The organism is Maribacter sp. 4U21 (genome assembly GCF_002742365.1).
Lineage (GTDB): Bacteria > Bacteroidota > Bacteroidia > Flavobacteriales > Flavobacteriaceae > Maribacter.
Window position 1 is genome coordinate 1 of the sequence record NZ_MDGN01000040.1, and the last position, 1,122, is coordinate 1,122.

The window sequence follows — 1,122 nt, forward strand, 5'->3', positions numbered from 1 at the left end:
TAGTAGGCGCACCGTCTAACGGAACAGTAACCATTAATCCAGATGGCACCCTGAACTATGTACCTAACCCGAACTTTAACGGTACGGACACATTCACCTATGAAGTATGTGATGACGCTGGCGACTGCCAGACGGCCACAGTAACTGTAACGGTAGAAGAAGAGTCAGATGCCCCAGTGGTAACCGATGATACAGCTACGGTAGATGAAGATAACCCAGTAACAGTAGACATACTGGCCAATGATAATGATAATGCGGATGGCGGAAGCATAGACGCTTCTTCAGTAAGCATAACAGGTGCCCCGGCTAACGGTACGGTGGTTATTAATCCTGATGGAACAGTAACCTACACACCTAACGCAGACTTTAACGGTACGGACTCATTTACCTATCAGGTATGTGACAACGGTACACCAGATGTACAGTGTGAAGAGGCCACTGTGAACGTAACGGTGAACTCTGTGAATGACTCACCAGTTATTACAGATGACACGGCCACGCTAACAGAAGACACAGCAGGTGGAGTAGACATAAACGTACTAGGAAATGACACTGACGTAGACGGTACCATAGACCCTTCTAGCTTAAGCATAGTAGGCGCACCGTCTAACGGAACAGTAACCATTAATCCAGATGGCACCCTGAACTATGTACCTAACCCGAACTTTAACGGCACGGACACATTCACCTATGAAGTTTGTGATGATACTGGCGACTGCCAGACGGCCACAGTAACTGTAACGGTAGAAGAAGAGTCAGATGCCCCAGTGGTAACTGATGATACGGCTACTGTAGATGAAGATAACCCGGTAACAGTAGACATACTGGCTAATGATAATGATAATGCGGATGGCGGCAGCATAGACCCAGCATCGGTGAGCATAACAGGTGCCCCAGCTAACGGTACGGTGGTTATTAATCCTGATGGAACAGTAACCTACACACCTAACGCAGACTTTAACGGTACGGACTCATTTACCTATCAGGTATGTGACAACGGTACACCGGACGTACAGTGTGAAGAGGCCACTGTGAACGTAACGGTGAACTCTGTGAATGACTCACCAGTGATTACAGATGACACGGCCACGCTTACAGAAGACACAGCAGGTGGAGTGGACA

1 protein-coding gene is annotated in these 1,122 nt (G+C 47.9%); it reads left to right on the forward strand.

The genetic code is table 11. The annotated features are described in order from the left end of the window. Positions 1 to 1,122: Ig-like domain-containing protein (locus BFP77_RS08570; RefSeq protein WP_143751880.1), on the forward strand; the 1,122-nt coding region annotated here is incomplete at both ends.